The sequence below is a fragment of the Gluconacetobacter takamatsuzukensis genome, from assembly GCF_014174275.1.
In the GTDB taxonomy this organism is placed as follows: domain Bacteria; phylum Pseudomonadota; class Alphaproteobacteria; order Acetobacterales; family Acetobacteraceae; genus Gluconacetobacter; species Gluconacetobacter takamatsuzukensis.
In genome coordinates this window covers 444,452-466,873 of record NZ_JABEQK010000001.1, presented here as the reverse complement: position 1 = coordinate 466,873, position 22,422 = coordinate 444,452, and the positions used below count along the sequence as shown (strand labels likewise).

At 62.7% G+C, this 22,422-nt stretch carries 17 protein-coding genes; 4 read left to right on the top strand and 13 right to left on the bottom strand.

Features of this window, described 5'->3' with window-relative positions; all coding sequences use genetic code 11:
* Positions 1-664: 664 nt before the first annotated feature.
* From HLH27_RS02105 to HLH27_RS02085, 5 genes are all read right to left on the bottom strand, one after another.
* A complete protein-coding gene (locus tag HLH27_RS02105; protein WP_182947412.1) occupies positions 665-1,885 on the bottom strand; it encodes a hypothetical protein in 1,221 nt (406 codons plus the stop codon).
* A gap of 640 nt (positions 1,886-2,525) precedes the next feature.
* Positions 2,526-3,992 (bottom strand): hypothetical protein, encoded by a 1,467-nt coding sequence (locus HLH27_RS02100; protein WP_182947411.1) that lies wholly within the window; start codon positions 3,990-3,992, stop codon positions 2,526-2,528.
* A 294-nt stretch (positions 3,993-4,286) separates the two neighbouring features.
* Positions 4,287-5,012 carry a glycosyltransferase family 25 protein gene (locus tag HLH27_RS02095; RefSeq protein ID WP_182947410.1) on the bottom strand — a complete coding sequence of 242 codons (726 nt, stop codon included), beginning with the start codon at positions 5,010-5,012 and terminating at the stop codon, positions 4,287-4,289.
* Between the two features lie 74 nt (positions 5,013-5,086).
* Positions 5,087-6,238, bottom strand: coding sequence for a UDP-galactopyranose mutase (gene glf / locus HLH27_RS02090; protein ID WP_182947409.1), 1,152 nt, complete (start codon positions 6,236-6,238; stop codon positions 5,087-5,089).
* A 141-nt stretch (positions 6,239-6,379) separates the two neighbouring features.
* Entirely contained in the window at positions 6,380-7,306 is a 927-nt protein-coding gene (locus HLH27_RS02085; RefSeq protein ID WP_182947408.1) for a DMT family transporter, read from the bottom strand.
* A 191-nt stretch (positions 7,307-7,497) separates the two neighbouring features.
* Here HLH27_RS02085 and HLH27_RS02080 point away from each other — a divergent pair, with 191 nt between their 5' ends.
* From HLH27_RS02080 to HLH27_RS02065, 4 genes are all read left to right on the top strand, one after another.
* On the top strand, positions 7,498-9,690 hold the full coding sequence (locus HLH27_RS02080) for a S9 family peptidase (protein ID WP_246375319.1): 2,193 nt from the start codon (positions 7,498-7,500) through the stop codon (positions 9,688-9,690).
* 162 nt (positions 9,691-9,852) lie between these two features.
* Positions 9,853-10,398, top strand: a complete 546-nt coding sequence (locus HLH27_RS02075; protein ID WP_182947406.1) for a GNAT family N-acetyltransferase — start codon at positions 9,853-9,855, stop codon at positions 10,396-10,398.
* A 17-nt stretch (positions 10,399-10,415) separates the two neighbouring features.
* A complete protein-coding gene (gene alkB, locus HLH27_RS02070) occupies positions 10,416-11,090 on the top strand; it encodes a DNA oxidative demethylase AlkB (RefSeq protein WP_182947405.1) in 675 nt (224 codons plus the stop codon).
* Between the two features lie 52 nt (positions 11,091-11,142).
* Positions 11,143-12,456, top strand: coding sequence for an Hsp70 family protein (locus tag HLH27_RS02065; protein WP_182947520.1), 1,314 nt, complete (start codon positions 11,143-11,145; stop codon positions 12,454-12,456).
* Positions 12,457-12,685: 229 nt separating this feature from the next.
* On the opposite strand, the gene HLH27_RS02060 is transcribed toward HLH27_RS02065, so the two are convergent.
* The 8 genes from HLH27_RS02060 to pal all read right to left on the bottom strand — a co-directional run bounded on the left by HLH27_RS02060 (position 12,686) and on the right by pal (position 22,310).
* Positions 12,686-13,438, bottom strand: a complete 753-nt coding sequence (locus HLH27_RS02060) for a response regulator transcription factor (RefSeq protein ID WP_182947404.1) — start codon at positions 13,436-13,438, stop codon at positions 12,686-12,688.
* Positions 13,439-13,812: 374 nt separating this feature from the next.
* The gene (gene thiD / locus HLH27_RS02055; protein WP_182947403.1) at positions 13,813-14,625 is read right to left on the bottom strand and encodes a bifunctional hydroxymethylpyrimidine kinase/phosphomethylpyrimidine kinase; all 813 of its coding nucleotides are present in this window, start codon (positions 14,623-14,625) and stop codon (positions 13,813-13,815) included.
* Positions 14,626-14,643: 18 nt separating this feature from the next.
* Positions 14,644-16,002, bottom strand: coding sequence for a phosphoglucosamine mutase (glmM, locus tag HLH27_RS02050; RefSeq protein ID WP_182947402.1), 1,359 nt, complete (start codon positions 16,000-16,002; stop codon positions 14,644-14,646).
* Positions 16,003-16,020: 18 nt separating this feature from the next.
* Complete coding sequence (folP, locus tag HLH27_RS02045; RefSeq protein ID WP_182947401.1) at positions 16,021-17,076, bottom strand: dihydropteroate synthase; 1,056 nt, start codon at positions 17,074-17,076, stop codon at positions 16,021-16,023.
* Between the two features lie 115 nt (positions 17,077-17,191).
* Positions 17,192-19,126: an ATP-dependent zinc metalloprotease FtsH gene (gene ftsH / locus HLH27_RS02040; RefSeq protein WP_275943877.1), complete on the bottom strand. Its 1,935-nt coding sequence runs from the start codon at positions 19,124-19,126 to the stop codon at positions 17,192-17,194.
* A 198-nt stretch (positions 19,127-19,324) separates the two neighbouring features.
* On the bottom strand, positions 19,325-20,671 hold the full coding sequence (gene tilS, locus HLH27_RS02035; protein WP_182947399.1) for a tRNA lysidine(34) synthetase TilS: 1,347 nt from the start codon (positions 20,669-20,671) through the stop codon (positions 19,325-19,327).
* Positions 20,662-21,609: a tetratricopeptide repeat protein gene (locus HLH27_RS02030; protein ID WP_408870768.1), complete on the bottom strand. Its 948-nt coding sequence runs from the start codon at positions 21,607-21,609 to the stop codon at positions 20,662-20,664. Before HLH27_RS02030 ends, tilS begins: the two co-directional genes overlap by 10 nt.
* Positions 21,610-21,833: 224 nt before the next feature.
* On the bottom strand, positions 21,834-22,310 hold the full coding sequence (gene pal, locus HLH27_RS02025) for a peptidoglycan-associated lipoprotein Pal (RefSeq protein WP_182947398.1): 477 nt from the start codon (positions 22,308-22,310) through the stop codon (positions 21,834-21,836).
* Positions 22,311-22,422 lie beyond the last annotated feature (112 nt).

The window sequence follows — 22,422 nt, the reverse complement described above, 5'->3', positions numbered from 1 at the left end:
CCGTCACGACCAGGGGCGCCTTCTGCAACATGATGCGGAAGGCGATCCTTTTGTAACTGACCGGACCAGGCACAGCCTGCCCAGATGCGGTTCGCTTTTCCGGGCTTTATAGCCGGAAAGACCGAACGCGCCGGCCCGGCGTGCCTGAACCGGCCGTTCACCTTGCTGGCCGGCAGCATGCCGCATGCCATTCCAAATCGCTGGCCCAACCCAGGATCGACACGCCCGCCTTCGGCAGCACATGACACCCGTCTCATGGCCGCCCATTCCGCCATGCATGACAACGATCCCGCCCAGAGCGCCAGATTGGCCTATGGGAGTCCAGTTCGATAGAAAAATGAACAAGGCAAACGCGTCGTCCGATGCCTTTCCTCGGCCATGTTCTCAACGCCGCAAATCTGCCGAATGTCGGCCGCCACTTCCATAACAATCGAGGTCACGCCAAATCCGACCTCGCAGAAGCCGCGTTCCCGAATCACATAACCAGCATCTCGATGCGGCCATCAACAAGACCGATGGATGGTCCAGTAGCGACCCGGAACACGCGCCGGATCGCCGTCGGCGTGTTTTCCGAATAACTACCTGGCCGCCCCCACGCCATCCACCATGGGTTGCCGTTCGTCCAGGATTTTCCAGGAAACCTGTCATGGCAGGAGCATCTTCTTTACAGAAGCGTTTTCAATTCCCGCGGATTATTCTTGGCAAGTCTGCTGATTATGTTACATAAATGATCACGATTCCCGCAGGCAACTTTCTCGTTGAGAATCAGATTCTTGATAAACGGGAATCCCTGATCGATCAGAACGTCCCACAACTCCATGGTCGGATTGACCAGATGGTCCTTCGCCAGGACTTTCTCTCTATTCTCATTCGATCTGTTTCTTTTTGTTGACGATAGCAAATTGAAATAATCCCACAATCCTCCCGTGGGAACATTATGGTCGATCATCCAGCGAGAAAATCCGAACTCGTTCCCGTTGACAACAAACCATTTATTATGATGATACTTGAAATTTTCCCAGAACCCCATCCAGGCATCTGATGTTACTATCTCACTGCTGCAATATATAAAAAACGACTGTAAATGCGCTGCATGTTGATATGCAGCAATTGCACCGAGCATCAAATTCGGATTTTGACGGCAGATATTCATTATACCGGGCAAACCGTGACCCAGATAGGTCACACTATCATTTGCCAACAAGATAGGATTTCGCGGGTATTCTTTCATCAGTCTCCGAACGCCCTGCCGGTGCAAACCCCAGTCATACGCGGCATTGTCAGCACAGATGATTCTCCAGACGCTATTTTTTACCTTGTCTATTTCAGACTGCTTGAATTTCTTTGTATTCGATAACAAGAAAACAGCGACGCCCGCATTCTTCAGCGCTTCGATATAATCGACAACATAAGGCTGAATTTCGTCATGACGATCGTAATGAACAAAAAGGCAGATATCTTGCCCCGGCGCCGGAGGCACACCAATGATATCATCACTTAGAACGATATCATTATTAAGGTCTCTTTGCATCTCGATTCGAGAAATGATAGCGTCCTGGCCCATTTCACGAAAAAAAGCGAATTGCCATTCATTTGGATGCGGAAATTTCCAGGAAAATATTTCAAACCAGTGCCGCGTCATAAGTAATGGGTTAGGATCTCTCAGGCAACTCGCGTCTTGCTGACAAAAATGCTGCAAACATGTCATACCTTGCGGTATTTCATGCCCATATGTTCTTCTATAAAAGTCTACGTCAAATAAAATATTAGGTCCCACCGTATCTTGAAGAGCGAGACATTCCGGTATTGTCAGAGATGGATTTTTGGAAGCAAGTCGAATCCACTCAATGTCTATCAGAGGGTGCGCAACACCTATTTCTTCCACGAAAATATTCCTTCATACTTATTATTTTAACGTATTTTTTTTTAAACCAGACGTAAAGACCCGAAAATACAAACATGTTTGGGAGCCTGTTTGGAAATGCACGCTGGCGAGTGGGAGCGGCCAGCCAGGATCGCGCCCGGCATGTGTTTTTGAGCACCGGAGCGCAGAAAACACATTGGACCGCCGCCAGCGCGCATTTCCAAACAGGCTCTGAGAATGCACCTCTGGCACGCGATAGTGGCGCTGAACGGACTCGCTCCCGACCTCTTGGAGCGAAGCATGAAATATGCACATCAATTCGTTCAGCGTTCATAGTAGCAGAAGTCGTTCCGTAAAAATGGCGACCGGGCATGCCTTCTAACCGTAACGAACGACAGTCGGATCGACCCTCCTTCAGGCGCTACAGACGAACGTTAATCCCTTTTTTGCTCAGCACAGGGTTCAGGAACGTCGCCCCCAATGTTGTGGACAACGTCGCCCGACAGTATCGGTCCCATAACATCAGAAACCACAAGATTCCCGCATCGAACCATGATGCCTCTCCCTCCTCGGCATCACAGCGAAGCCTGAGACATCAATTCCACACTCGGGTGCTGACGTCTTCGCACAGATCAATGACCTCCTGCTCCCTCGCCAGTCACTACGATACCGAATAATTCATCGCTACCGATTCGGTTGTTTTCTTCAAAATCGTTTCTACTGCCGCATTTTCAGCAAAGAAGTTCTGAGCATAAAGGTTATGAACAGAGACATTATTTGATAATGTCCTATACAGAATCTGTATTATTTGAACATAAATACTATTATCGTGTCGCACGACGTCACTGAAATCATAATTTCCTATCCTTGAAATGCATTCATTTAATGCTTTCTTTTGTATATCTATATAGAGCATCTCATTTTCAGACCTTGTATCAGAAAAAAAGATCGGACACGGAATGTCGTTGACAAATTTTATATCTTTCAACATCCCATGATCAATATAATTCGCAATCTCCAGAAGGTGGTTTCTATATTTTTCGTTTTCATTTTCAATTATGCAATAAAATTTGCATTTATCAGAATTTTTCCCTTCCATGTATTTTCTATCTTTTGGCATTTTGTGCATATACAATATATCTATTTTATCAGCCTGAATATTATCCGATATCTTTTCCAAGGACCAGCCGCTTCCACACAAATCAACAACCATGGATTGGTCCGTTATCAAGCGGCTGGAATATTTTTGATAAGAATCGCTATTGGATATTTTTGCATATCTGCTTGTGTAGTAATAAATACACTCAAATTCATTTGGAAACATGGATTCAAAAACAATCTTCCACGCCCAGCAATCACGACTTGAAAAAAGAATACGTGTTTTTCCAAGCTGACGACATAGCCTGCAAAGTATTATGCTTGAAAAAAACAATATGGGGAAATTCATATGAATTTGCGTAGTCTGCAAATCGCGCTCATGCGCCATATTATTCCAGGTGGCCAAACGTGCCTCACGGCACAATTCTCCCAGAGACCTGAAGCCTATATCGAAGAAAACTTTTTCAAATGCGTTGATCTGCGAACTCGTGGTAATTTCGAACGGAATACCCGCCTCGGCAGCCCGAAGCCCGTCCGCATGAACATTGTCGCCAAGATGTTTTCTTATAGAAAAATTGGAGAGTATTTCTTTCCATATGTAACCATCATGCTTCCCGTAGTTTGTCACAATCAGGCTTACTTCTTTCTCCAACCCAGCTTTTGTAAGTAAACTCCGAATCATACCCTCGGATAGATACATATCTGAAATCAGAACATCACCATTATTTACTTTTTGAATATTTTCACTTATTGGAATAACGTTTTCCAGTTCTTCTTCCACTTCAGCAGTCTTTAACAACTGAAGATTTTCTTTGGCCGGATCAAAAATCCGCGCTAGTTCATCGTAAATATCGTCAAATGTGTACGGCCGCCCGATCAGATTCAGTTCGGCTGCTCTTCTGGCCTTCGCAAAACCTGCTACGCCAGTCTTCTTTTCCACGAGCGAAAAGATTTCAAGAGGCATGACACAGCGTCTGCCAATAAGGGTATCAAAAACATCAAAGGTATCAATAATGCTTTTCTCAGTCATAATTTACCTCACTTGCGAATTTTACGATATTATATGCATATTTTTTATGTTAAGGAAATAATCGGCCGAATCTATTGTCGTGGGCCGAATTCGACGGCCCCCGAATTGATGAACCCGCCTGGAAATGCGCTCAAGGGCAACCATTACCCGTTTCCAGACAGGCTCCCGAGAGCTCTGCTCGATCGACCAATCGACTGAATCTGGCCCGGAGATGGCCGCATCGCGTACGCCCACCTCCCCTGCCCGACGTCAGTAAATATGACGGTCTTTCATGCAATGATATTCAGACCCATTTCAGTCCAGATTCAAACTCTGCGCCGTCAGGTTATCCGTCAGACACAGCGGAGGAAAACACGTATAGGCCTTCATCTCATGATAATGCATGTTCATCAGATGGTCGATCGAAGTCGTCGTCAGCACGCGTCCACCCAGGGAGGCATAGCCGAGATCCGTTGTTTCCATGGGCAGGCAGCTTCGGATCATCTTGTCGGCCCCCGAGGGCGAAATCGCATAGCCACAAATACCGAACGTATGATCCAGCCGGAAAGGCAGGGAAGTCACATCCATGTCACGGAACGTCTGGATCCCGGCCCGGACGCTGTCCTGCGAAAATGTGGCAACGCATTGCGTAATGCCGGGCAGAAGGTCGAACTGCAGCACCGTATCCGAATTATTGCCCCACAGGATAATATCCCAGTCCTCCGGCAGACTGGCAATGACCCGGCGGCTTTCCTCTTCGAAATTCCGGCACAGAAAGGCATCATCCTCAAAAATATGGGCTGCCACACCGCTCTTGGCGACAGTGCCCCACAGGGCGGCATGCGTCAGTCCGGAGCCGATGGCGCCACGCGTGAACTGGCAATCCTCCCGCAGAAAACCCTGCTGCTTCATGCCATCGATATCCAATACCGATCCGTCGATTCCCGGAGCATGCACCAGTCCCGGAACATGCGCGTTGACCGTGCGAAAACGCTCGGTCCGCTCCGGCGTTCTTTCCAGGCTGATAAAGAATTTATTCATTTCCGGTCCTATCCCTGAGGCGATATACGATTACGGCGGAGCATCTTCCATTCCACGTCCCCGGCATCGGGTCTTCAGTTCGGATCAACGAAGAAAACGGGAAGAGAAAAACTGGACGACTGGAAAGCCCGCTCGATCACATCACTCGCGTGCAACGCTTCCTTGATGGTGACATCCATATCGAGGTACCGATAGGTCCCAAGCCGTCCAAGAAAAGAAACGTTTTTTTCCTTCCGCGCCATACTGATATAATTATCAAGCAAAATCCTGTCATTGACAAGCCTGACTGGATAATAGGGAATATCGTTTTCCCCGGCAGACCGGCTATACTCACGAAAGCAAACGGTTTTGGAGAAATTGTCCTTTTCCCACGGTGCAAAATATTTATGCTCCGTGATCCGCGTATAAGGAACGTCCTCATCACAATAGTTCATGACGGCCGTCCCCTGAAAATCACCGTCCGCAACAATCCTTTCGAAATCAAGCGTCCTGTATGCCAGGCGGCCGATCCTGAATCCGAAATAACGATCGATCGGCCCCGTGTAGAAAACATGATCGAATGTCTCGGACAAGAATTCGAAGCTGCAATTGTTCCTGACTTCGATCCCATCGACATTCAATATATTTTGGATGACGGACGTATATCCATCTTCCGGAATCCCCTGATAGGGATGGTTGAAGTAATTGTCATCATAATCGAAACGCAACGGAAGCCGCTTGAGGATGGAGGCTGGCAGCTCGGTCGGGTCGATCCCCCATTGCTTGCGGGTATAGCCCCGGAAAAATGCCTGATAGAGTTCCGACCCGACCATCTTCAGCGCCTGTTCCTCGAAGGAACGCGGCTCCACGATGGATCGATCGGCCTTCGCCGCGACAAAAGCCCGGGCCTCCCCGGGGTCCATCGTCTTTCCGAAAAACTGATTGATCGTCAGAAGATTGACGGGGAGCACATGGACACGCCCCCCGGCGACAGCCTTCACACGGTTCGTATAGGGGCGGAACGTGCCGAAACGCTGCACATACTGCCAGACACGTTCATCCGCTGTATGAAAGATATGCGGGCCGTAGCGATGAACCATGACTCCCGTCTCGGGGTCTCGTTCGGTGTGGCAGTTGCCACCTACATGCGACCGTTCATCCACCACGATGACATCATGACCACACTGGGCAAGCGTCCGGGCAATAACAGCACCGCTCAGTCCGGCGCCGGCCACGCAAAATCTCATGTTCGTCCGACTTTCGACCTGCTCGGTTCGTAGAAACGGCGCTTCCTTCCGCCCTGCCCGACTGATAGACGGTCCCGCCGGCAAATGCCACCGAACGACTTCGAAAAAAGCGCGGCCCACGGCCCCGCGCGGAAACCTTCTTTATTCTTTGGCCGTCACGGCGCTTTTCCCTGTCGCCGCCGTCCGGCGCCCCTGCCGGCCAGGATGACCATAGGTATTGGTCACCACGACCCCCGCCATGACTATCGCGCCGCCCACCAGCGTCCGCGCGCTGGGAATTTCGCCGGTCAGCACAAAGGCCAGCACCAGCGTCGCCGGCGGCAGCAGATACAGCAACCCCGCCCCGCGCGCCGCGCCCATATGACCGATGACGAACGCCCAGGCCGCGTAGCCGATGGCGGCGGGGAAGATCCCCAGTTCCAGCACGGATGCCCAGCAGCGCACAGGCGCTCCCCTCAGCCCCATCAGCGCCTGCGGCAACCAGGGACTCAGCCAGAGCGCCCCCGCGATCAGGATGTAGCAGATGCTCGACAACGCCCCGTATCGCAGCACCAGCTTCTTCTGCAACGTGGTATAAAGCGCCCCGCAAACCGCCGCCGCGAAGACCAGCGTCGCGCCCGACCCCAAGGCAACACCGCCCACCTGCCCCTGGGCAATCAGCACCACGCCCGCGAAACTGCACAGCGACCCGGCCCATCCCCAGCGCGACAGCCGCTCGCCCATCACCGCGACCGCGATCAGGGCGGCAATCAGCGGCATGGCGCTGATCAGCAGGCTGGCGGCACCGGCCGAAACGGTCACTTCGCCGGTATTGAACAGGATATTGTACAGCGCGATCCCGATCCCCCCACAGGCCAGAATGCGCGGCCAGTCGCCCCGCGCCGGCGCGGGCGGCCGCGCCCAGGCCAGCCAGCCCCCCGCCAGCATCGCCGCGACGGCATAGCGCGCGGCGGCCAGCGGCACCGGCGGCAGGTCACGCAACGCAATCCGCACGACGGGATAGGCGCTCGCCCAGGACAGGATGGCGACGGTAACGATCAGCGGCAGAAACCGCGCGGCGTTGGACATGCTTCAGGCTTCCCTGCCCGGACAGGCGGCGGGCACCTCGTGTCATACCGAAACGATGCCGGCCGCGCGAGAGGGGGCGCCTCCGACTTGCACCCGGCGCTCCGGCGATTCATCGTACGCCCTCGAAATGACAGATGGACGTCCACATGTTTCCACGCCTCCCCTGCCGCCGATCCCGCCTGATACGGCGCATGGCCCTGTCCCTGCCCGGATTGCTGCTCGCGGCGGCAGCCCATGCCGCCCCGGCCGCAGGCGGCCAATGCTATGCCGACCTGGCCGCCACACGGAATTTCACGCTGGGCTTGCCGCGCCACGCCCAGCCGACACCCGACGGGCGCACCGTGCTGTTCCTGCGCAGCGGCCCGCGCGACACCACGCTGCATCTCTGGCGTCTCGACCCGGCGACCGGCACCGCAACCGAACTCGCCCGCCCCACCGGCACCGAAACCCTGTCGGTCGAGGAAAAGGCCCGCCGCGAACGGGCCCGCATGTCGCTGACCGGCATCACGGATTTCACCCAGTCGGATGACGGGCAGACCGCGCTGGTCAGCCAGGCTGACCGGCTGATGCGAATCGACATCGGCACCGGCAAGGTCTCCGACGTGCCCGGACGCGGCTGGATCGCCCCCCGCCTGTCGCCCGACGGCACCCATGTCGCTGTGGTGCGCGATAACGACGTCCATGTCGTGACATTGGCCAACGGCCAGACCGTGCGCCTCACCCATGGCGGCACCGATACGCTGACCCACGGCCTGGCGGAATTCGCCGCCGCCGAGGAACTGGCCCGCCCGGACGGGCTGTGGTGGTCCCCCGACGGGCAGACGATCCTGTACGAGGAAGCCGATTCCTCCGGCGTCGAGAAACACTACATCACCGACCCCCAGCACCCGGCCACGCAGCCGGTCGAATTCCGCTACCCGCGCGCCGGCACGGCAAACGCGCGCATCCGGCTGGGGCTGGTGGCCCGCAATGGCGGGCCGACCCGCTGGGTCCAGTGGGACAGCACCGGTTTCCCCTATCTGGCACGCGCCGTCTGGCCCAAGGGGCGCGGCCCCCTGACGCTGGTGGTGCTGAACCGCGCCCAGACCGAGGAACGGGTCCTGCGCGTCGACCCCGCCACCGGCCGGACCACGACCCTGCTGACCGAACGCGATCCCGCCTGGATCAATATCAGCCCCTCCGGCGACGGGCGCGGCCGCTCCCTGCCGCGCTGGCTGCCCGACGGCAGCGGCTTCCTGTGGGCTGCCGAGCGCAACGGCCACTGGCAACTGGAACTGCGCCACGCCGACGGCACGCTGGACCACGCGATCACCCCCGCCGGCCTGCCTTTCGTCTCGCTGGACGATGTCGACGCCGAGGCCGGCACGGTGACGATCACCGCCAACCCCGACCGGATCCGTACCGCGATCTACCGCCTGTCCCTGCAAGGCGGCACGCCGGTCCTGCTGACCCCGGAAGCGGGCCTGCATGCCGCGACCTTCGCCGATGGCGGCCATACGCGCTTCATCGACAGCCTGTCGGGGGCCGACGGCAGCGCCGTCACCACCCTGCGCGACGCGGACGGCCACGTGCTGGCCACGCTGCCCTCGGTCGCGGAAACGCCCACGCTGACGCCGCATGTCGAATATACCCGCGCCGGCACACGCGACATGGACGCCATGATCATCCGCCCGGCCACCTTCAAACCGGGGCAACACTACCCGGTGGTGCTGTCGGTCTATGCCGGCCCCGGCTACAAGGAGGTCCTGGACGCACCGCGCCTGGATCTGGAAAGCCAGTGCATGGCCGATCACGGCTTCATCGTCGTCAGCCTGGACGGGCGCGGCACACCGGGTCGCGACCATGACTGGGAACGGGCGACCAAAAACAACCTGATCGACCTGCCGCTCCAGGACCAGGTCGACGGCCTCATCGCCCTGGGCAAACGCTATCCTGAACTGGATCTCGACCATGTCGGCATCCATGGCTGGTCCTTCGGCGGCTATTTCACCGCAATGGCCACCATCCGCCGGCCCGATATCTTCAAGGCTGGCGTCGCGGGCGCCCCGCCGGCCGATTTCGCCGATTACGATACGGCCTATACCGAGCGCTACCTGGGCACGCCGCAGGACGACCCCGACGGCTACCGCGTCAGCAACGTGCTGACCTACGCCGCATCCTTGTCCCGGCCGCTGCTGATCATGCACGGCCTGACCGACGACAATGTCTATTTCGAAAACACGATGAAGATGACCCAGGCCTTCATCACCGCCGGCCGCCCCTACAATCTGTTGCTGCTGCCCGGCACCCATATGCTGACCGACCCGATCCTGCGCGCCCATGTCGATGAAGCGCGCGAGGCCTTCCTGGCCACGACCCTCAAGGCATCCGCCACGCCTCACTGACCGCGCGATCCCTGTCCCCTTCCCGGCCACCCACGGCCGGGAAGGGCGGCGATCGCATCCCTGGCCACACAGAGACCGATCACGTCATCATCGACATCGGAACCACGCTGTCGCAGATTTCGTCCTTAGTCTTCACCGCCGACCCAACCCGGACCAGCCAGCATGCCTCCCCCCTCTCCCGCCGTCACCACCCGCACCGCGCACAATGCCGACCTGCCCGCCATCACGGCCATCTACGCCCACCATGTGCTGCACGGCTGCGCATCGTTCGAAATCGAGGCCCCATCCGTCGACGAGATGGCCCGGCGCATGGAGGCGCTGCGGGCGAAACACTTTCCCTATCTGGTGGCCGAACAGGATGGAGCGGTGATCGGCTACGCCTATGCCGGCCCCTACCACCCCCGGATCGCCTATCGCGACACGGTGGAGGATTCCATCTACCTGGCCCAGGAGTCCACCGGACGCGGCGTCGGATCGATGCTGCTCGGCGCGCTGATGGCCGACTGCGTGGGACGCGGCTTCCGGCAGATGATGGCCCTGGTCGGCGACAGCGCGAACATGCCCTCCATCCGCCTGCACGAACGCCACGGCTTCCGCACGGTCGGCACGCTGCAATCGGTCGGCTACAAGTTCGGCCGCTGGCTCGATGTCGTGCTGCTGCAATGCGAGCTGGGCAGCGGCGACCGCACACCCCCCGACCGCCCCTGAAACCGGGCCCCCCGGACATGCCGCCACCCCGTCCCCCGCCAACCGATCCCCTCCCCGGCCTGGACCTGGAATCGGACGCGCGGGACCGCGTGCTGGGGCCGGGCGCCCTGCTGCTGGCCGGGCGCGCCCGCACCCAGGCCCCCGATCTGCTCGCCCTGGTCGCGGCCATCGCCGACGCGGCACCGTTCCGCCACATGTCCACCGCCGGCGGCCGGACGATGTCGGTCGCCATGACCAATTGCGGCGCCCTGGGCTGGATCTCCGACAGCAGGGGCTATCGCTACACCACGCGCGACCCGCTCACCGGCGCGCCATGGCCCGCGATGCCCGACGCCTTCTCCGCCCTGGCGGCACACACCGCCGCCGAGGCCGGATATCCCGGCTTCACGCCCGACGCCTGCCTGATCAACCGCTACGAACCCGGCACGAGACTGACCCTGCACCAGGACCGCAACGAACGCGATTTCGACCAGCCGATCGTCTCCGTCTCGCTGGGCCTGCCGGCCGTCTTCCTCTGGGGCGGTCCCGCCCGCGCCGACCCGGTGCGGCGGGTGCCGCTGGAACATGGCGACGTCGTGGTATGGGGTGGTCCCGCCCGGCTGGTCCATCACGGCATCAACCCGCTGCCCGAAGGCAGCCACCCCCTGACCGGCCGCGCCCGCCTCAACCTGACCTTCCGCCGCGCCGGGTAACGAAGCAGGACGGATGGACATCGCGATCCGCAGCACTTATGCACCCGCGATGATGTCCTCTGCCCCCACGCCCCGCCCCCGTGTCGGCATCGATTTCGGCACGACAAACAGCGTCGTCGTCATCGCGACCCCGGATGGCAACACAAGCACCACGCGCTTCGCCTTTCCCGGCCATGCCGATTCCGAGACCTGCCGCACCCTGCTGTGCCTGTGGCAGGAAGAGCAGCGCGGCCGCCTGGCCGTCCATCAGGCCATCGGCGCCGCCGCCATCGATGCCTATCTGGACGACCCGGCCGAAAGCCGCCTGATCATGTCCATGAAATCCTACCTGGCGCAGACATCGTTCCGCGAAACGCGCCTGCTGGGCCGGCGACTGACGCTGGAAAACCTGGTCGGCTTCTTCGTGGCCGAACTGATGCGCGCGGTGGGCATCGACCCCGCCGATGTGGACGCGACGGTCGGCCGCCCGGTGCGCTTCGCCGGCGAGGCCCCGGACGATGCCTTCGGCGAACAGCGCCTGCGCGCCGGCTTTGCCGAGGCCGGCTTTCGCAGCATCGCGGTGGCGCTGGAGCCCGAGGCCGCCGGCTGGCGCTTCGCCCGGCGACTGGACGCCCCGGCCACGATCCTGGTGGGCGATTTCGGCGGCGGCACCAGCGATTTCTCGGTCCTGCGCTTCGACCCCGCCATCGGGCGCGCCGTTCCGCTGGGCCATGCGGGCGTGGGAATCGCGGGCGACCAGTTCGATTACCGGATCATCGACAATGTCGTCTCCCCCGAACTGGGGCGCGACAGCACCTACCGCATCATGGGCGGCGCACCGCTGCCGGTGCCGATCGAATGGTACGCCAGCCTGGCGCGCTGGCACCGCCTGTCGCTGATGCGCACGCCGGCCACCCTGCGCGCGATCGGCGACGTCGCGCGCACCGCCTCCCAGCCCGACCGGCTGGCCGCACTGGCAACCTTGGTCGCCGACCAGCAGGGCCAGGCCCTCTATCGCGCCGTCGGCGCCGCCAAGGCCGAACTGTCTCACGCCGACAGCACGACCCTGCGCTTTCACCACAAGGACATCCATATCGAACGCACGATCACGCGGGCGGCGTTCGAAGACTGGATCGCCCCCGACCTGGCACAGTTCGACGGCGCGGTCACCACGGCGCTGGAACGCGCGGGCCTGGCCGAATCCGATATCGACCGGGTGTTCCTGACCGGCGGCACCTCCTTCGTCCCGGCGGTGCGCGCCCTGTTCGCGGCCCGTTTCGGCAACCAGCGGATCGATCGCGGGGGAGAATTCGTGTCGGTCGCCGAAGGCCTGGCCCTGATGCAGGGCGACACCGCGTCCCAGCCGAACGCGACTACGCCCTGCTGAAAAATCCTTTCAGACCTTTCGTATTTTTCATCCGGCTTTGATCCAGATCAAGGAAGATGCCCCCACGCCGTGCCATAAGAAAAGGGCGATGGGGGCATCGCATATCGAATCATCACGCTAACTCGCAGGGTCTTCGGACCCTGCTTTTTTTTGCGACAAGCAGAAGCAACAGCGCCCGCCTTCCCGCCGGCCCTTGCGTTTCACAAAGCCCGAAACCCTCTCCGCATAATCAGACGACCGAAAGCGACGACCGCTCATCGGACGATCGCGGCGGCTTCATCATCGCGATGGGCAACGGCGTATCGCCATCGGAATCGTCCCTCAGCATGTAGCCCTGCCCCCAGACCGTCGTGATCACGTTCTTCGCCCCGGCCTGCTGGAGTTTCTTGCGCAGCTTGCAGATGAAGACATCGATGATCTTCATTTCCGGCTCGTCCATCCCGCCATAGAGATGATCGAGAAACGCGAACTTGCTCAGGACCGTCCCCCGGCGGAGCATGAGCAGCTCAAGGATCATGTATTCCTTGCCGGTCAGATGGACCAGAATCCCCTTCACCGTAATCTCGCGGCTGTCCAGCGAAAGCCTGACCGGCCCGGCCTGAAGGACCGGCTGGCTGTACCCCTTCGAACGACGGACAATGGCCTGGATGCGGGCGGCCAGTTCCGGCGTATCGTACGGCCGGGTGATGTAATCGTCCGCCCCGGCCGAAAAGGCCCGGACCTTGGCCTGCGCCCCATTCAGGCTGGACAGGGCAACGATCGGCGTATCCAGCCGCGCAGCCCTGGCCGCACGCAGGACTTCGTAGCCGTCAATATCCGGAAGAACCATTTCAAGTAATGCCAGATCGTAATCGTAACGGCGGAGCATTTCCACACCCTCATGACCTGTCACGGCGTGGTCGATCATGTAGCCAACAGAACGCAATGTGCAGGAAGTACCACGAGCCGCACTCCCATCCCCTTCGACGAGCAAGACACGCATGTTCATCAACCATTGATTGTTTATGACTACAATTACTACCTATAGGTGTGTAACCTCACATAAACAATCCTTTTAGGATGGGTTCACCCCTCCAAACCTCCGCAATCACGAATATGTTATATCGAGCTTCCAAAGCGATTTTCACCCCGCCCGGCCCATCTTCCCGGACTGCCGAACCTCGAATACCGGCGCGACAGCGACCAATACCGCCCAGAAAAGCGCACGCAGCCCCGCGCGCCCGCATGAACAGGGCATGACTCCAGGGTAACGCGCGGCGCCCCCCAATGTTCACACGATTTGTATTCGATACCCGATCGAATCCGCCCGCCCGAACAGGGCCACCCACGATGGCGGATGGAAAAACGCCCCGGCGTTCAGGCGTCCGGCGCACCCCATGCGGGGTCGACCGTCACCGCATGATTCAGCGGCCCCGCACCGGCCCCATAGCCGGGCGCGGTCGCGATCGCGGCCCGCAGATAGCGCCGGGCGCGTTCCACCGCCGCGCGCAGCGTCAGGCCCTGCGCCAGTCCGGCGGCAATCGCGCTGGCCAGCGTGCACCCGGTCCCATGCGTGTGCCGGGTCGGCAGCCGCGTGTCCGAAAACAGGGCGATCCCCGACGATTCGCACAGCACATCGGTCAGGATGTCGCCGTCCAGATGCCCGCCCTTCAGCAGCACCGCCCGCGCACCCGCGCGCCGCAGGGTCTCCGCCGCCCGGCACATATCGTCCACGGTGCGGATCGAATGACCCACCAGCACTTCGGCCTCCGGCAGGTTAGGCGTCAGCAGGCTCGCCAGCGGCACCAGGTCCCGCATCAGCGTCCCCACCGCATCGTCCTGCAACAGGCGCGACCCGCCCTTGGCCACCATCACCGGATCCAGCACATACGGAACATCCGGATGGGCCCGCACCTCGGCGGCCACGGCCCGGATCACCTCGCCCCGGTCCAGCATGCCGCTCTTGAAGGCATCCACCCCGATATCGTCCAGCACGCACCGCATCTGCGCCGCCACCAGATCGGGCGGCACCGGCAGGATTCCACTCACACCCAGCGTATTCTGCACCGTCAGGGCCGATATCGCCGTCATGGCGAACCCTCCCAGCGCCGTCACGGCCTTGATATCCGCCTGGATACCGGCGCCCCCGCCGGAATCGCTGCCGGCGATGACCAGGACACGGCCCTTCATGATGGCCAAGACCGCCCCCTATGCCGCTTCCTGCGCGGAGCCGATCACCGCGCACATCCCGGCGACCACACGCTCCACCAGCGCCGGATCTTCCGCTTCCGCCATCACGCGGACCAGCGGTTCGGTCCCGCTCTCGCGCAGCAGCAGCCGACCTTCCGTCCCCAGCTCGGCCTCGGCCTGCCGGCGCGCCTCCTGCACTGCCGGCGCATGCAGCGGGCTCTTGCCGACAAACCGCACATTGCGCAGCAATTGCGGAAAGGGCGTGAACATGCGGCAAACCTCGCTGGCCGGCCGCCCTTCCTCCACCAGCACCGCCAGCACCTGCAAGGCCGCAACCAGCCCGTCGCCCGTCGTCGCGAAATCGGACAGCACCATGTGGCCCGACTGCTCGCCGCCCAGATTGACGCCCAACTCGCGCATCCGCTCCACCACATAGCGGTCGCCGACGGCCGTACGCACCAGTTCCAGCCCCAGCCCGTCCAGGCACCGCGCCAGCCCCATGTTCGACATTACGGTCGCCACGACCTGCTTCGCACTCAGCCGCCCCTGACGGCTCCAGGAGCGCGCGATCAGGGCCAGGATCTGGTCGCCATCGATCAGCCGCCCCTGCTCGTCGGCGATCAGCAGCCGGTCCGCATCGCCATCCAGCGCGATGCCGATATGGGCCTCATGCGCCACCACCGCCGCGCACAGCGCCTCGGGCCGGGTCGAGCCGCAATTCTCGTTGATATTGACCCCGTTCGGCTCGCACCCGATCCGGATGACCTCGGCCCCCAGTTCCCACAGTGCGGTCGGCGCCACCCGATAGGCCGCTCCATTGGCGCAGTCGATGACGATCCGCAGCCCGTCCAGCCGCCGCCCGCGCGGGAACGAGGCCTTGGCATTCTCGATATACCGTCCCGCCGCGTCGTTCAGGCGGGAGGCCCGGCCGATCGCCTCCGGCGTCGCCAGGCGGCCCGTCAGATCGGCACGCATCAGCGCCTCGATCTCGGCCTCGGTCTCGTCGGAAAGCTTGAACCCGTCGGGCCCGAACAGCTTGATCCCGTTATCGCCGAACGGATTGTGCGAGGCCGAGATCATCACCCCCAGATCGGCCCGCAGCGAACGCGTCAGCATCGCGATGGCGGGCGTCGGCATCGGCCCGGCCAGCGTCACGTCCACTCCGGCCGACAGAAAGCCCGAGACCAGCGCGCATTCGATCATGTAGCCCGAAAGCCTCGTATCCTTGCCCAGCAGCACGCGATGCCGATGCGTCCCGCGCATGAAGCGCAGGCCGGCAGCCTGTCCCAGCTTCTGGGCGACCTCCACCGTCATCGGGTCCTGGTTGGCCGTGCCGCGGATTCCGTCGGTGCCGAACAATTTTCTGGTCTTGGTCATCTTCCGGCTATCCCTGGTTCACCGCGACTGAGTCCTGTCCGGCTTATCGCAGCTCCACAATCCCTGCCAGACCCGGAGCGCCTGCACCATGGCGGGCACGTTATGCACACGCAGGATGGTGTTGCCGAGTTCCAGTCCCGGCAGGCTGCTCGCAATCGTGGCCGGATCGCGATCCGACGCCACCGGCACCCCGGCCAGTTCCCCCAGCACGCGCTTGCGCGAGGTCCCCAGCAGCACGCGACATCCCAGATTGGCCAGGATCGGCAGCCGCCGCATCATCTCGATATTCTGCGCCGCGTCCTTGGCAAAGCCGATCCCGGGATCGACGACGATCCGCTCGCGGGCAATCCCGTTCGCCACCGCCTCGTCGATCCGCGCGGCCAGCTCCCGCGTCACCTCGACGGCCACGTCGTCATAGGTCGCGAAATGCTGCATGGTCTGCGGGGTGCCGCGCATATGCATCAGCACCACCGGGCACCCGGCATCGGCCACCACCGCCAGCGCCTGCGGATCGTGCAGCAGGGCCGAAATGTCGTTGATCAGCGCCGCCCCGCCCCCCAGCGACGCCGACATGGTCGCCGCATTGCGCGTATCGACCGACAGCGCAACGTCGGACTGGTGCCGCAATGCCGCCAGCACGGGGGCAATGCGCGCCCATTCCTCCTCCGGCGTCACCACGGCGGAACCGGGCCGCGTACTCTCGCCGCCGATATCCAGCAGCCCCGCCCCCGCCGTGATCATGGCGATCCCGGCGCGAATCGCCGCCTCGGCACCGAAATGGCGGCCGCCATCGCTGAAACTGTCCGGGGTCACGTTCAGGATGCCCATCACCTGCGGGCCCGGCGGCAGCGCCGCCGAAGGCAGAGGGGCCGTCACCCGCGCCAGCACATCCAGCCAGCCGGCGGGCACGTCCGCCGACCGGACCAGCCGGGCCCCATCGCCCGCGATCAGCCGCGCAAGGGTAAAGGCCGCCGGCCCACCGGCCAGCCAGTGGGCCAACCCCGCATCCACCGCCTCATGGGCATCCCGCCCGAATACCAGCCCCGCCGGTTCAAGCAGCCGCAAAGCGTCCATCGACCTCCCGCCCCATCATCGAGATGCCCGAAACACCCTGGAAACGAAAACAGACGGAGCTACCCCCGCCTGTTTTCCCTGCGCATCCCGCAAACGCCAACTCCCGACGCCGGCGTCAGCCCGGCTGCGGCGCCGGATCGAGGCCACCCCCGCCCCCCGGCGAAGGCAGCGGCGCCGCCGGCGGCGTGGGCGGAACCGAAGACCGGCGATTTTCCGGCATCGGATCATCCACCACCACCCGCACGATCGCCTCGCCGCGCAGCACCTGGCGGATTTCCTCGCCAGACAGGGTCTCGTATTCCAGCAGCGCGTTGGCCAGGCGATGCAGGTCGTCGACATGCTCGATCAGCATCGTCCGCGCCCTGGCATAGGCACTGTCGATCAGGCTCTTGATCTCGTCGTCGATCTCGCGAACCGTCTCTTCGGACACGTTCTTGTTCTGGGTCACGCTGTGGCCCAGGAAGACCTCCTGCCCGTTATCGCCATAGGCGATCATGCCCAGCTTCTCGCTCATGCCCCATTCCGACACCATCCGGCGCGCCAGGTCGGTCGCCATCTTGATATCGCCCGAGGCCCCGTTCGACACGTTGTCGGCCCCGAAGATGATCTCCTCGGCCGCGCGTCCACCCATGGCCAGCGTCAGCTCGCCCAGGCACTTGGCCCGGCTCTTCGAATAACGGTCGCCCTCGGGCAGGCTCATCACCAGGCCCAGCGCCCGGCCACGCGGAATGATCGTGGCCTTGTGCACGGGGTCGGCCCCCGGCGTCATGATCGCGACCAGCGCATGCCCGCCCTCGTGGAAGGCGGTCATCCGCTTCTCGTCCTCGCTCATGACCAGCGAGCGACGCTCGGCGCCCATCAGCACCTTGTCCTTGGCGTTCTCGAATTCCAGCATCGCGACCGTGCGCTTGCCCAGGCGGGCGGCCATCAGCGCGGCCTCGTTCACCAGGTTGGCCAGGTCGGCGCCCGAGAAGCCCGGCGTGCCGCGCGCGATCACCTTGGGGTCGACATCCGACGCCAGCGGAACCTTGCGCATATGCACGCGCAGGATCTTCTCGCGCCCCACCACGTCCGGGTTGGGCACCACCACCTGGCGGTCGAAGCGGCCGGGGCGCAGCAGGGCCGGGTCCAGCACGTCGGGGCGGTTGGTCGCCGCGATCAGGATCACGCCCTCGTTGCTCTCGAAACCGTCCATCTCGACCAGCATCTGGTTCAGCGTCTGCTCACGCTCGTCGTTGCCGCCGCCCAGGCCCGCACCGCGATGCCGGCCGACCGCGTCAATTTCATCGATGAAGATGATGCACGGCGCGGCCTTCTTGCCCTGCTCGAACATGTCGCGCACGCGCGACGCACCCACACCGACGAACATCTCGACGAAATCGGAGCCCGAAATGGTAAAGAAGGGGACGTTCGCCTCGCCGGCGATGGCGCGGGCCAGCAGCGTCTTGCCGGTGCCCGGCGGGCCGACCAGCAGCACGCCCTTGGGGATCTTGCCGCCCAGCCGGGTGAATTTCTGCGGATCGCGCAGAAAGTCCACGATCTCCTGAAGCTCGCTCTTGGCCTCGTCGATACCCGCGACGTCCTCGAACGTCACCCGCCCCTGCTTTTCCGTCAGCATCTTGGCGCGCGACTTGCCGAAGCCCATCGCCCGGCCCCCACCCGCCTGCATCTGGCGCATGATGAAGATCCAAGCGCCGAACATCAGCAGGATCGGGGCATAGTTGATCAGATAGCGCAGGAACGGATTGGAATCGCTATCCTGCGGCTTCGCCATCACCTCCACGCCCTTTTCCGTCAGGCGCGGGATCAGCGTCGGATCCTGGGGCGTATAGGTCTCGAACGAGGTGCCGTCCGTCAGCGTGCCGGAGACGTTATGATCCTGCACGACGACCGAGCGCACGCGCCCGTTGTTCACATCCCCGATGAAATCGGAATATGCCAGCTGCTGCGCCGCATGCTGCGTGCTTCCAGGCTGGAAGACGTTGAACAGCAGCAACAGCAGTACGATAATGATTACCCAGAGGGCCAGGTTCCGGCCAAAATTGTTCATCTTGCCCATTGTTCCATACGCTTGACGCCACCCGGATACCGCCTGGTGCCGAAACACGCAGGTAAGGCCCCTTCTGACCGGCAGCCAGACGCCTTCTCTACCTCGATTTAGCCATACATAGGCTGTTCGGGCGACATTCACACCCCCACGACCGGTCTTTAATTGCCCCCCGGCGTGAAAATCCGCTCTCCCGCCCGTTCATTGCCCCCCGGCCGGCCCCTGTGCAAAACGTCCCGCCTCGGCCGCCACCCCGCTTGGCATCAGCGCCAGCCGCACACCCGCCAGGCCCGGGTCACGGCAGATCCCCATCGTCGGCACCCCGACCAGCCGCCCGTCGCGAAACAGGGCCGGTACCGTGCGCAGCGCCCGGGCCGGCCAGGGCGTCTTCCAGTCCGGCGGCGGCATCCATCGCCCCACGGGCCCCGCCGCGCCTACCGTCACGCCCCGCAGGTCGGCGCCGGCCGGCGCCGACAACACGAACCGCCCGTCCCAGACGCAGCCCGCCACCGCCGGCACGGGGGCCTGCATGGCCCCCTCCTCGCGCAGCAGCAGCCAGCGCAACCCGGCGCGGCGCAGGCCCGCGCCCGCCGCCACCAGGCAGACGCCGGCCAGCGTGGCCGGGCGCGGATCGGCGCACAGCGCCGCCACCGCCCGCGAGGGCGGCAGATAATCCCGCCCCGACACCGCACGCAGCAGAAAGGCCAGCATGCGCGGACAGGCCGGGTCCTCCGCCAGCGCCACCCAGCCGCCCTCGGCGACCGTCACGCCACGCGCCAGCCACAGCGCCTGCCCGGCATCGCGCGCCATCCGCGCCAACCCCGCCTGCCGCGCCTCCGCCCGCAGCCGCCGCCCGGCCGATGGATCGGCACCCAGCGCGGCCCGAAGCCGGGCCCGTTCGGCACGCGGATCGGCATTCGACGGGTCTTCCACCCAGTCCAGCCCCGCGCACCGCAACGTGCCGCGCAGGACGGCCGGTTCGACATCCAGAAAAGGCCGCACAAGGCGCAGGTCACCGGCAAACGTCACCGCCCCCATCCCCGCCAGACCATCCGGCCCGCTGGCGGCCCGGCGACGGATCATCACGGTCTCCGCCTGGTCCCCCGCATGATGGCCCAGTAGCAGGTCGACAATGCCCGCCCGGCGGCAAGCAGCGGACAGGGCCGCATAACGCGCCCGCCGCGCCCGATCGGCGACGCCAGGGCCGGGGCGCAGCCCCTCCAGCACCAGGATTTCGGAGGGAATGCCCAGCCGGGCCAGCCGGTCGCGCGTCAGCCGCGCCTCGGCGGAAGCGGCCGGCCGCAACCCATGGTCGACGATCAGCGCCCGCACCGCACGGCGCCAGCGTCCCGCCAGATAAGCGAGGCAGAGACTGTCCGCCCCCCCCGACACCGCAATCCCGATCTCGGGCATGCCCGCCCCGTCGGGCAACCAGGGCCCCAGCCCCGCCATGATGGCGGCAAAGCGTCCGTCATCCAGAATCCCGGCGCCAGCCTCCCCGTTCGGGCGGCCGCGCCGGGCGTGTGCCTGCGTGGCGCTCAGTGGCATCCCGCGCGGGTGCGATAGGCCGTCTCGGCCGTCTTCACGCGCGGCGCCGGCGACGGGAACTCGCTCTTCAGCTTGGCCAGCGCCTGGCATGCCGAATTCTTGTCCCCCATCGCCAGCAGCGACGCCGTCACCCCCAGCAGCGCATCGGGCGCACGGCCCGAACGCGGCGAGCGGTTATAGGTATCGTAATAGGCGACGGCCGACTGGCGATACTGCTTCTGCCCGGCCAGCGACTGCGCCATCAGAAACTGCGCATCGATCTGCAACGGGCCGCGCGGACCCGCCAGCACCTGCTTGGCCGCCGCTTGCGCCCCCGCATAATCCCCATGCATCAAGGCCGCATTGCCGTCCCGCAGCACGATCTCGGGGGTGCGCTTGGCCGCCGGCGCCTCCTCCCCGTCCGGGGCAGGCGCGGCAGGGCCGGCCTCGGCAGGCGCATCCGGCGCCTCGGCCGGTGCCGCAGCCGGCCGCGGCGCCGGGTGCCCGCCATTCTGCATGGCGAAATTCATGTCGTCGATCTGCTTCGCCAGGGTCGCGTTCTGCTGCTGCACCTGGTTGGTCAGCTGGTCGAGCTGCCCGCGCATGTCGCGCACCTGCTGTTCCAGGGTCATCACCCGGTCCAGCAGTTGCGCGGTCAGGTCGCCGCCACCGGCCACCGGCGGGCCCCCATTGCCACCGCCGGCCTCGGGCGCGGGGGGCGGAAGGATATTGCCCTGCCCGGGCCCCGCCGACTGCATCTGCGAAAGCTGCTGGCGCAGATCCATGATCTGGTTCTGCAGCGCGATCCCTTCACGACTCGTCATTTGCTCGGCGTCCTGCGCGCGCACCGCCAGCGGCGACAGGCCGGCCAGCAGGGTCAGGATCGCCAACCCCCTTGCGCACGGGGTCAGCCCGCGATGTCGAGACAACGAAAAAGGGCGGAAGGCAACAGACCGCATGATACGGATGTCTCCATAAACGCACCGTCGGCCGGACCGATGCCGATCGCCGGACGCGACGATACGAGGTCATAAACAGCCTCTTATGCACGCCCGCCCCGAACGCGGAAAGAGATCTCGCACGCCCCAGCCATGAAGAAGCGGCAGCCGTAAAATAAAAAAGCCGGCCAGGTGAGACACCTGGCCGGCTTCCTTCAGCCGAACGAACGCGTCGGCCGGTTCGCTCAGCGAACCGACGTGATGCTGTTACGGTTCTGGGCCCAGGACTCTTCGCTGTCGCCCGTCGCGGTCGGACGATCCTTGCCGTAGGAGATCGTCGTGATGCGCGAGGCGGCAACGCCCTTGGCCACCAGGTAGTCGCGCGCCGCATTGGCACGACGCTCGCCCAGGGCGATGTTGTACTCTTCGGTGCCGCGATCGTCACAGTTGCCGGCCAGCTGCACGGTGACCTGCGGGTACTTCGCCAGCCAGGCGGCCTGGCGGTCCAACGTCGCCTGGGCTTCGCTGGACAGGTTGTTCTTGTTCAGTTCGAAGAAGACGCGATCGCCGACATTGGCGACCAGGTCGGCTTCGCTGCCGGGCGTCACGCCAGTGCTCTGGGCGGCGGCACCGGTTCCGGTCGTGGCGCCCTTGTTCGTATCGTCCGAGCACGCCGCGAGAAACACGGCCATGCCAAGCGCACCAAGAAGCTTCAGTCTCATTGGTTTTAGATCCTGAGATCGGTTCCCGCACGGAACCATATGATTAAGTTGCCGGTAAGCTTTATCTGGTTCCGACACTCGTTTTGTTCCGTCAACAACCCGACGACAGAAC